Raw genomic sequence first — 10,700 nt, 5'->3', positions numbered from 1 at the left:
CAAAGTGCTTATTCGTGAATGATAAAGGCGCCGTTTGCGGGTAAGGTCTGGTTACAGAGGTAGATAGGCGAGTTTCCACTGGTGTTGCCTAACGCATACAACAGAGGGCCGTTCGTTGAATTGCCAGCAATCGCCCTGATTTGTTGGATACTACGAAAACCGGCGGTAGCAACGACCGGATCATAGGGCCATGGGCCGGGGTCAACGCCAAACAACGTTTCATCTGCAGGGGTGTTCGGATTGGTCAGATCCTTGCGCAACACGTAGGCGTGGTAGTAAGCGTCCTTCTTTCGGCCCGCAGCCAGTAAGACGCCCGATTTGATCGTGATATCGTAGATGGCATCTGAGCTTATAGCAGGGCCAGCAACGATTGTCATATAATCAGCCCACTGACTTGGTCCCCCTGTGAGGTCCATGCGTAGCACAAAACCATCGGTACTAACCGTCTGGAAGTTTGGCGAATTGAGCATAAAATCAGTGGTGCCATCCCCATAAAATTCGCCCCCCACGTAGCAAAGATTATTGTGGGCGGCTACACTAAGGGGCTTACTGCCATATAAAGAGCTGAGCACCATACGTATTTTGCCGGTAGTCCCCAACGTAAGCTGTCCAGCGAAGTATGTATACCGGGATGGGATCAGTGTAGTACTCATTCCCCAGAAAGAGCTATTGCTGCCCGTGTATTGCCCGGAGAAATAGAGTTGCTGATCAAAAAAAAGGTCATCGATCTGCTCGTAAGCCGACGGCGTACCCAATACCTGTAGTTGAGCAGTTATACTGTTGGCGGGCAATTTAACCAAGGCGATATCGGATCGAGAAGGGGCATTGTAGGGCGTGGTGCCCGGCCCGAAATTGGTAATTCCGTCCTGGATTCGGCTGCTTACGTACAGATCGCCATTTGCAGGGTTGTGTGCCAGCCTGAGTGCCGAGCAATTACCAGAACCATTGAAACGTCGCAGTTGAGGCGTGCCACCGGCCGCCATGTAGCGTGCCACCAGCCCATCGGTATCCCCGCTGGTAGGAGTCAGCACCGTCGTGTTGTCAACAGCTATGGTTCCAACAAAGTGTAAGGCCACAAAGACCCGCCCGATGTAATCAACTTCCACCTGCGGTTCGTAGGCCCCCGATGCTGCGTTGGCTCCTCCAATTGAACTGACCCACTCCACGGCATTGGACGCATTGTATTTTACCAGATACACCGCCTGACCAGGATAAGTATACGTGTGCCCGTTGATAGTGACGGTTCCCGACGCTTCAAAAGCCAGATAGTAGGCGAGCTTCGTTGGATCAACGGCAATCTTGCCCGTCGACGAGTAATTGGGGGTCGTGACCCCGATTGAAGAAGCCAGACACCGGGCGTTGGCCGAGGTGGGGCGGGCAGCCGGGGCGGGCGTAGCCGAAGGTTCAGTGATCGGGTCTTTGCAACTTGCTAGCAGGACAAGGGCAGCGAGGGTGGTTAGCAGAAAGCGTTTCATGCGAATGACTAGTTAATGTGTTGGTTTCAATCGCATATCCCCCTGCCCCGCCTGCCTGTAACCTTCACCTCAAAAAAAAGACGCTGACCGTTTTGGTCAGCGTCGAGAATCCAGCCAGTTGGCTGTTCAGGATCAATCACTCACCACGTACCCGGATCGTCGGCGCTGGGGCCGTAGCTGCCGGGAATCGGGATGTCGAGCAGACGCAGGTACACGCCCAGTTGAGCACGGTGGTGCGTAGTCTGCGCAAACGCATGTCGGATGGTCTCGCCAACGGTATCTGTACTATAAACCGTGTCGCCGTTGCGTAACGTCCAGGTTGGTTCCAGATCGGCATCAGTCGCCTCGCTTAACGCCTTTCTGCCCTCGGCCAGCGATTTCTCCAACAACGCCAGCAACTCGGCGTTAGTCTCGATGGGCGTAGGCGCGTAGGGCATCGTGGCAAAATCCAGCCCGTCGGTCTGCAGGGCCAGTGCCACCCAGGTCGGGATTTCGGCGATGTGAACGGCCAGATCGCGCATCACCATACTTTTGGGGTGCGGCCGCCAGTCGAGTTTGTCGTCGGGCACGCGGCTGAGCATCTTGCGGGTCGTGTTGGCTTCCAGGTCCATCTCCTTCAGCAGCATCGGGATCATTGACATAATCGGGTTGTGTTTAGTACCAGCCCAAAGGTCTACGCCGACACTGACAGCCCTATGTCAGCAGGGTTTACCTACTTCACAAAAAACTGGTCGAGGAACTGATACCGCGCCCGATTCGCCTCCACGTCGGGTTTAGTTGTCACGTCGATGCGCATGAACGGAGCCGGTTGCCCTGCCTTTACCACGTCCCATTTCGGCAGGTCCGATCCATTCGGATTGCCCGTTTTAATGAAGTTGACAAAGTATTCCTGCATTGTTTTCGACACGGCATAGTCCTCTGGCGTCCAGTCGTAAACCTTGTTGCTGGCCAGATTCCCCATCGCATACTCGATCTCGGCCGAATGTACCGCCCCTTTAGGTTGCGGTGGTTTGGGGGCGGCAGCGTCGTTGTTTCTGACTACCCCACCGGCCAGCCCAGCGGTGGCGTTGCCCATCTGGGCGGTCATGGCGGGGCGAGGGCGGGCATAGAGATAGCGATACACGGGTTTGCCGCTCGTCTGGCTGTGCAGGTCAATCCATTTCCAGGTGCTGAACCCAATAAAGCGGTCGCCGGCCAGATCGGTCGCTACCTGCTCAACCGCCGCATCGTCGGCAGCCGCGTAGGCTTTCAAGGCATCGGGCGCTTTGTCGGCATACAGTTTTTGCACCGCCGCCGTGTAGTTGGCTACCGTGGGGGCGTTGCCCTGCCCCAGGATCGCCCGGCCGTTCATCTCCTCCGAATTCCAGCCTGCCAGCAACGGCACCCGTGCCTGCTCGCCCGCCGCGAAAATGGCGGCTACCGATTTGGGGAAGAAATAGCCATCGATGCAGGGGCTGAACCGACCCATACCAGGCTTGCTTGCATCGGCCAGCAGTTTATCGGCCGGAAGCGCACGCAGGGCGTCGAGGGTAGTGGCCCCAATGGCCTCCCCAAATTTCTTGCCGGCCGCTTCGGCATCGGCCAGACTCACCGGCGACAACGTACCCAGCAGCGAGCCGCTTTCGCCAATGGCACCAGCCATCAGGTTTTTCGACAAGGGCGAGGCCATCTGCGCACTCACCGACACCGAACCGGCCGATTCGCCCGCGATCGTTACCCGTTTGGGATCGCCGCCAAAGGCCGCAATGTTGCGCTGCACCCACGCCAGCGCTGCCTGCTGATCGAGGAAGCCGTAGTTGCCCGACGCTTTATGCGGCGATTCGGCGGTTAGCTCGGGGTGGGCCATGAAGCCAAAAACGCCCAGCCGATAATTGACCGTAAGGGCCACAATACCCCGTTTGGCCATGCTTTCGCCGTCGTAGCGGGGCTCCGAGCCATCGCCCGCCATAAACCCGCCGCCGTAGAAATACACCAGCACTGGCAGGCCACCTTTCTGCCCCGGTTTGGCGGGCGTCCAGACGTTCAGGTAGAGGCAGTCTTCGCTTACCCCATTCGACCGGAAATTCATATCACCGAAAATCGGGAGTTGCATGGCGCGCGGCCCAAACTGAGTAGCCTGCCGCGTGCCCGACCAGTTCTGGGCAGGTTGCGGCTCGCGCCAGCGCAGCTTACCCACGGGCGCCTGCGCAAACGGAATGCCTTTATACGCATACACGCCGCTGGCTTCCTGAGTGCCTTCCAGCGGCCCATTGGCGACGCGCACCACCGGCCGGGTCGACTGGCCAAAGGCGTGAGTCAGTGTCAAACAGGTCAGCGCGACCCATCCCATCCATTTCATAATACTATCGGTTTAGCTATACAGTAACAATTGATCGTTCAGGGTGGTAATATTGGGCATACGTGCCAGAACAAGACCACAAACGGCTCCCCGTCAATCCCATGAAAGCCATTCAGCTTACCGCTCTCCACCAGCCCCTCGCGCTTATCGATCTACCCGACCCGACACCCGGTCCGGGCGAGGTGGTGGTTAACCTCCGCGCCGCCGCGCTGAACCACCGCGACGTGTTTATCCAACAAGGGTTGTACCCCGGCATTATACTGCCCAGTGTGCCCGGCTCCGACGGTGCAGGCGTCGTATCGGCGGTGGGTGAGGGCGTCGACGTGGCCTGGCTGGGGCGCGAGGTGGTGATCAACCCGGGCTTGCAGTGGGGGCCAAATCCGGCCATGAACAGCCCGCAATTCAAGATTCTGGGCATGCCCGACGCCGGTACGTTTGCCGAGAAGGTAGTGGTGCCGGCCAGCCATGTCTATGGCAAACCAACGTACCTGACCTTCGAGCAGGCCGCTGCCCTGCCGCTAGCGGGCCTCACAGCCTGGCGGGCACTCATGAGCCGCGCCGCCCTGAAGCCCAATCAGACCGGGCAACCCGAGCGCGTGCTGATAACGGGAGCCGGGGGCGGAGCCGCCCTCTTCGCGATTCAGTTTGCCGTAGCCGCCGGGGCCGACGTCTGGGTAACGGCCGGCTCGCCCGAGAAGCTGGCGAAGGCGGTGAGCCTGGGAGCGAAAGGCGGCGTGCTGTACAAAGAGCCCGACTGGCACAAGACCTTGCTGGCCACCGTTACCAACGGCGACAAGGCACTGTCCAAAGCAGGTTATTTCGACGTAATCATCGACAGCGCCGCCGGACCCGACTTTAACAAGCTGACGCAGGTGGCGGCGGGTGGCGCCCGCATTGCCCTCTTCGGCGGCACCACCGGCAAAATCAGCGACGTGCTGCCCGCGGCCATTTTCTTCAAGCAGTTGAACATTTTCGGGACGACGATGGGCAACGACGCCGAGTTTGGCGCCATGCTGTCGTTCCTGGAAACGCATCAGCCCGTGCCGGTGATCGACTCGGTGCGCCCCCTAGCCGAGGCCCAGGCCGCCTACGACCGCATGAACGCGGGCGAGCAGTTGGGTAAACTCGTGCTGACGATCTAGGTCGCGGGTTGCGGCGCGGGGCCGAGCAGGTCCCAGAGGTTGCCATACAGATCGGCAAAAACAGCGACGGTGCCGTAGGCCTGCTCGACGGGCTCACGCACGAACCGGACGCCCCGCTGCCGCATCTGCTCGTAGTCGCGCCAGAAATCGTCGGTTTGCAGGAAAAGAAACACCCGGCCACCCGCCTGATTGCCCACGTAGGTACGTTGCTCGTCGGTGCTGGCCTTAGCCAGCAGCAGGTTGCAGCTCTGGCCACCCGGCGGCGACACCAGCACCCAGCGTTTGTCCTGGTCGGGCAGGTACGTGTCTTCGATCAAATCGAACGAAAGAGTTTCGGTGTAAAACCGAATGGCCTCGTCGTAATCAGTCACGACAAGGGCTACATGAGCAAGGCGCTGAATCATGGAAATGCGTTTGACGTTTGAAGTCTAAGGTTTAACGTTGGCTGGCACCTAAGTAAGCTTATGCCAGCCAACCCTGAACACCAAACGTTAACTATCAGCCGTATTTTTGTACTAATGACACTGCTTGCCATCGAATCTTCCTGCGACGAAACCTCCGCTTCGGTCCTGACCGACGGACAGGTGCTGTCGAATATCATCGCGACTCAGCTTATCCACCAGCAATACGGCGGCGTGGTGCCTGAACTGGCTTCGCGCGCGCACCAGCAACACATCGTGCGGGTTGTGGAGGAAGCACTGACGGTAGCTAACGTGACCAAATCGGAGCTGTCGGCGGTAGCCTTTACGCGCGGGCCGGGCCTGCTGGGCGCGCTGCTAGTCGGGGCATCCTTCGCCAAAGCGCTGGCGCTGGGGCTGAACATTCCGCTCATCGAAGTCAACCACATGCAGGCGCACGTGCTGGCTCATTTCATCCAGGACAATCCTAACCAGGCCGTCCCCCAGAAGGCCGTACCCCCCTTTCCATTTCTGTGCCTGACCGTCAGTGGAGGGCACACCCAACTCGTGCGCGTCGATGGACCGCTGGCTATGCACGTTATTGGCCAGACGCAGGACGACGCGGTGGGCGAAGCCTTCGACAAATCGGCGAAGTTGCTGGGCCTGCCCTATCCCGGTGGGCCGCTGATCGACAAACACGCGCGGCAGGGCAACCCGCTGGCGTTTCGCTTCCCGATGACCGACATGCCTGGCCTCGATTTTTCGTTCAGCGGCATCAAAACGGCCATCATGTATTTTCTGCGTGACCACACGCGGCAAAACCCCACTTTCGTGGCCGACCACCTCGACGACATCTGCGCCAGCATTCAGCACACGCTCATTCAGATGCTGTTGACCAAACTGGAGCGCGCTGCGCAGGAAACCGGCATCCGCCATGTCGCTATTGCGGGCGGCGTGTCGGCCAACAGCGGCCTGCGCCAACGCCTGACCGAACTGGCCGATCAGCAAGGATGGACAGTCTATATCCCCGATTTTGCCTACTGTACCGACAACGCCGCCATGATTGCGATGGCAGGCTATTTCAAATACCAGCACCACGATTTCGTCGGGCAGGACGTCAGCCCACTGCCCCGAATGGAATTGTAGACCAGTTTCTAGTTTCGGTTTTTCAGTTAGTTGCTGGCCGTCTAAGCCTGCGCCAGCCAACTGAAAACCCGAAACTAGAAATACCAAACCCCTATCCCTCATGCACCTCGCTCAGATCAACATTGGCCGCCTGATAGCGCCGCTCGATACACCGGCGCTGGCCGATTTCGTCGCCGGTCTCGACCCGATCAATGCGTTGGCCGAAGGTAGCCCCGGTTTTGTCTGGCGGCTTAAAGACGAGACTAACAATGCCACCGGCTACCACCCGTTTGCCGATGACCAGATTATCGTCAACATGTCGGTCTGGGAAAGCCTTGACGCGCTGCGGGCCTTTGCCTTCCAGTCGGACCATATGGACTACCTGAAACGCCGACGCGAGTGGTTCGCCAAATTTGCAACGGCCTATATGGCCCTTTGGTGGATACCCGAAGGCCACGTACCTACCATTGCCGAAGCCAAAGAGCGACTGCAATCACTCGATGAACACGGTGATACGCCTTTTGCCTTTACCTTCCGTAAGCCATTTCCATCCCCAACCGCAGCCTGATTTCCATGCAACTCCAGTCGATTACCCTCTACCCAATCAAATCGCTGGGCGGTGTCTCGGTCAACGAAGCGCACATCGACGCCAAGGGCCTGCGCTACGACCGCCGGTATATGCTCGTCACGCCCGCCACGGGAGGCCACCCCGGTACGTTCATCACCCAACGTACCCAGCACTCGATGGCGCTGATCGACGTGGCGATCGACGTGGCAACGAACGAACTGCGGGTCTGGCATCGCCACGCGCCCGACGATGTGCTGACGCTGCCGCTCGTGCACGACGAAGCCCGCCTGCTGGGTAAGTTGCCCGTCACGATCTGGGCGAGTGAAGACGTACCCAGCCGACTGGTTAGCACGGAGGCCGACGCGTGGTTTAGTCGGGTAATTGGTAAGGACTGCCAGTTAGTGTATATGCCCGATGCCACCCAACGCGCCGTTACATCAGGCCGGGTAAAAGCCGCGGGTGACGTCGACAAGGTCGTGAGTTTTGCCGACGGCCTGCCGATCCTGCTGGCGACCCAGTCGTCGCTCGACGAACTGAACCGACGCGCCGAACAGACACTGAGCATGGCGCGGTTCCGGCCCAATCTGGTGGCGGGTGGCCTGTGCTGGCCGCACGACGAAGACACCTGGGGGGCATTCCAGATTGGCGACGCGGTGTTTTACGGCGTGAAGCCCTGCATCCGCTGCGTGCTCACCACCATCGACCCCGCCACCGGCGAGCGCGGCGCCGAACCCCTCAAAACACTGGCGACCTACCGCCGACACAACAACGCCATCCTGTTTGGCGAAAACGTGATGCCAGCCCGTAGCAGCCTCGGCCAGACCATTCGCGTGGGCGATGCCATTGCGGTGCAACAGCGCAAAACCTCCTGGTTACCCGTGGGCGTCTAGCCCTGTCTCGTACAAATACGACCAACTATTTTCAGGCGCGTGCAACGCGGACGATTTCGGTGCGTCATTGCTGTAGAATTGACCCTTAATCTGGCTACAGCATCTGCGGTAGCCTTTTCCCGAAGGAAGCGATACCGTTGGCAACGTACCCAGCTCCCGACCTGATCACGGCTTTAGTCGAACGCTGCCGCAATGGCGACCGACGGGCTCAGTATGACCTGTATGGCCGTTATGCCAAGGCGATGTACAACGTCTGCCTGCGCATTGTGGTGCATCAGGCCGAAGCCGAAGACGTGCTCCAGGAAGCGTTTCTGGATGCTTTCACGAACCTGCATCGGTTCCGGGCCGAAAGCACGTTTGGCGCGTGGCTGAAGCAGATCGTTATCAATCGGGCCATTGGGCATTTACGCAGCCGTCGGTTGCTGCTCGTCAGTACCGAAGCTGTTGCCGAAGGCGACCTCGACCGCCCCGACCACACCGATAGCCTCGATGAGGAAGCGATTGAGTGGGACGTCGAACGCGTTCGGCAGTGCATGACCACCCTGCCCGAAGGGTACCGGGTGGTGCTGTCGCTGTATTTGTTTGAGGGATACGACCACGAGGAAATTGGCCAGATCCTCGGTATTGGGGAGTCTACTTCCCGGTCGCAGTACCTCAGGGCTAAGAAAAAGTTAATAGAACGAATGCATGAAAAGAGGTGAACGATAACTCCTGACCGACAGACTGGCCTCACGGGTGTAACCAGCAGCCAGTCCATCCATTCCCCAGCGTTTATTGTTTATCAGTCAGACAATGGATCTCGAACAATTTATCCAGAACAACCGGGCGGCGTTTGAACAGGACGGCCCCTCGGCTGACCTCTGGCTCCGCATTGCCGATCAGCTTCCCGACGACTCCGGTACCGACGACGCGCCAACCGCCGACGTACCTGACCCGACGGTGCCTTCCATCGGCTTATCCAACAACAACGTACCCAAACCGCGGCCCGAGCAACCGTTTCGGGCGGTGCACCGTACGGCCAGTGAGGCCGGGCCGGGCCGCATGCAGTGGCGGTGGGCTGCCTCGGTAGCGCTGCTGCTGCTGACGGGCGCCGGCTGGTGGCTCAACACCCGCTATGGTGTCACGCAGCAACCCGAAATTGTGGCCATCAGCCCCAGTTACGCCAAAGAGGTGACGCACTATGCCAGCCTCATCGACGACAAGCAGGACGAGCTCCGGCAGCTGACCAAATCGAACCCCGATCTGTATCAGCAATTTTCGGGCGACCTGAAAAGTCTGGAAACCAGCTACGAATCGCTCAAGGCCGACCTGCCGCAAACGCCGAATCAGGACGTGCTCATTCAGGCCATGATTCGGAATCTGCAACTCCAGATCGACCTGCTCAACGAACAGTTACGCGTGGGTAAACGCATCAAACAACAAACCACATCGACCAATGAACTGCCTGCCAAACCGATTTAACCTGCTCGCCGTCTGCCTTCTGGCCTCGGCAGCCGGCTACGCGCAGCCTGAGCCGGCAACCCTACCCCCGTTCCCCCCTACCCCACCCGAACGGATTGTGGCCGCTTACGCACTCACGCCGTCGCCCGCAGACCCGCTCGCCGCGCAGGAGGGCACCCAGGAACGGACGGAACTACACCGACGGCTGATCAAGTCCTACGCCGTAACCCCCAGCGATGTGCTCACGATCGATAATCATTTTGGCGACGTAACCGTATCGCACTGGGACCGGAACGAAATGCGCGTCGAGGTCGTGATCACCTCATCGTCGGAAAACGCCGAACGGGCCCGGCGGGCGCTGGAAGGGGTCACGATCAACGAAGACCATAAAGACAATGCCCACGGGTTCAAGACCCACATCGCCGAAGCGTTCAGCGGTGGCTGGAAAAAAGGCGACCGCACCAATTTCCTGCGGGTTGATTACCGCATTGCCATGCCCCGCGCCAACGGCCTCACCATTCGGAATAAGTTTGGCAACGTAAACATCCCGGACTTTTCGGCCCCGTTGGCCGTCGAATCGCAGTTTGGCAACATCTACGGCGCGGCGATGACTAACCCCGCCACCACCATCAACGCCTCGTTTGGCAACGTGTCGATCCGCGACGTGCAGAACGGTAAGGTGAAGATGGAATTTGGCGACCTTGACATCAGTTCGGGCAACGTGCTGACGATCGTGCAGAACTACGGCAAGTTGCGCATCGGCGAAACCAACCGGGTCGACGTAAACATGAGCTACGCCGACGCCATCATCGGGGCCATCCGGCAATCGGGCAAGCTCAACATGAACTACACCAAGCAGTTTCGGCTCGATCAGCTCCCCGCCTCGGCCGATCAGCTGGAAGTCAACGCCAAATTTTCGTCGGTGGCGCTGCCGGTGCAGACCCAGACCCACTGCGACTTCGACATCACGGTCACCAATGGTGGGTTCACCTACCCCACGCTACCCAACCTGCACCTTATCTCGCAGCCTGGTAGCGCGCAGGCTGCCCCCCGCGCTGGCAGACGGCAGCAGTATGTGGGGCGGGTGGGCGATGGCGATGGTCCCCGTATCCGCGTCGTATCGGTATTCGGCGACGTCAAGTTTAAATAGCGGGGATGGCAGGGAGCAGGGGGGGCAGGGCTTACAGAGCTGCCCCCCCTGCTCCCTGCCATCCCTGCCCTAAGCCCCCTGCCCAACGCCTCTCGCTTTTTTTCTCCTTTCCGACTAAACTGATAGGGTTTCGTAGTTGCTAAATTTATCTTTGTAGCTGTCTACTTTACAGTT

11 protein-coding genes are annotated in these 10,700 nt (G+C 59.2%); 7 read left to right on the top strand and 4 right to left on the bottom strand.

Annotated features, from left to right (window positions below):
- Positions 1-8: 8 nt before the first annotated feature.
- From FAES_RS07035 to FAES_RS07025, 3 genes are all read right to left on the bottom strand, one after another.
- The gene (locus FAES_RS07035; protein WP_015330510.1) at positions 9-1,475 is read right to left on the bottom strand and encodes a hypothetical protein; all 1,467 of its coding nucleotides are present in this window, start codon (positions 1,473-1,475) and stop codon (positions 9-11) included.
- A gap of 140 nt (positions 1,476-1,615) precedes the next feature.
- Positions 1,616-2,116: a DinB family protein gene (locus FAES_RS07030; RefSeq protein WP_015330509.1), complete on the bottom strand. Its 501-nt coding sequence runs from the start codon at positions 2,114-2,116 to the stop codon at positions 1,616-1,618.
- Positions 2,117-2,187: 71 nt separating this feature from the next.
- On the bottom strand, positions 2,188-3,813 hold the full coding sequence (locus FAES_RS07025) for a carboxylesterase/lipase family protein (RefSeq protein WP_015330508.1): 1,626 nt from the start codon (positions 3,811-3,813) through the stop codon (positions 2,188-2,190).
- Between the two features lie 101 nt (positions 3,814-3,914).
- On the opposite strand from FAES_RS07025, the gene FAES_RS07020 reads away from it, so the two are divergent.
- Positions 3,915-4,955 carry a zinc-binding dehydrogenase gene (locus FAES_RS07020; RefSeq protein WP_015330507.1) on the top strand — a complete coding sequence of 347 codons (1,041 nt, stop codon included), beginning with the start codon at positions 3,915-3,917 and terminating at the stop codon, positions 4,953-4,955.
- Here FAES_RS07020 and FAES_RS07015 read toward each other — a convergent pair.
- On the bottom strand, positions 4,952-5,359 hold the full coding sequence (locus FAES_RS07015; protein WP_015330506.1) for a VOC family protein: 408 nt from the start codon (positions 5,357-5,359) through the stop codon (positions 4,952-4,954). The genes FAES_RS07020 and FAES_RS07015 overlap by 4 nt on opposite strands.
- Positions 5,360-5,473: 114 nt before the next feature.
- On the opposite strand from FAES_RS07015, the gene tsaD reads away from it, so the two are divergent.
- From tsaD to FAES_RS06985, 6 genes are all read left to right on the top strand, one after another.
- Positions 5,474-6,499 (top strand): tRNA (adenosine(37)-N6)-threonylcarbamoyltransferase complex transferase subunit TsaD, encoded by a 1,026-nt coding sequence (gene tsaD / locus FAES_RS07010; protein ID WP_041257628.1) that lies wholly within the window; start codon positions 5,474-5,476, stop codon positions 6,497-6,499.
- 100 nt (positions 6,500-6,599) lie between these two features.
- Positions 6,600-7,046, top strand: coding sequence for a DUF3291 domain-containing protein (locus FAES_RS07005; RefSeq protein WP_015330504.1), 447 nt, complete (start codon positions 6,600-6,602; stop codon positions 7,044-7,046).
- Between the two features lie 5 nt (positions 7,047-7,051).
- Positions 7,052-7,936, top strand: coding sequence for an MOSC domain-containing protein (locus tag FAES_RS07000; protein ID WP_015330503.1), 885 nt, complete (start codon positions 7,052-7,054; stop codon positions 7,934-7,936).
- Positions 7,937-8,073: 137 nt separating this feature from the next.
- Entirely contained in the window at positions 8,074-8,637 is a 564-nt protein-coding gene (locus tag FAES_RS06995) for an RNA polymerase sigma factor (protein WP_015330502.1), read from the top strand.
- Between the two features lie 91 nt (positions 8,638-8,728).
- Positions 8,729-9,397 carry a hypothetical protein gene (locus FAES_RS06990; protein WP_015330501.1) on the top strand — a complete coding sequence of 223 codons (669 nt, stop codon included), beginning with the start codon at positions 8,729-8,731 and terminating at the stop codon, positions 9,395-9,397.
- Positions 9,372-10,526 carry a DUF4097 family beta strand repeat-containing protein gene (locus FAES_RS06985; protein WP_015330500.1) on the top strand — a complete coding sequence of 385 codons (1,155 nt, stop codon included), beginning with the start codon at positions 9,372-9,374 and terminating at the stop codon, positions 10,524-10,526. The genes FAES_RS06990 and FAES_RS06985 overlap by 26 nt, the downstream gene beginning before the upstream one ends.
- Positions 10,527-10,700 lie beyond the last annotated feature (174 nt).

It is taken from the genome of Fibrella aestuarina BUZ 2 (assembly GCF_000331105.1).
Taxonomy (GTDB): Bacteria; Bacteroidota; Bacteroidia; order Cytophagales; family Spirosomataceae; genus Fibrella; species Fibrella aestuarina.
Note: the sequence above shows the minus strand (reverse complement) of the source record. Positions and strands in the feature narration are given on the sequence as shown.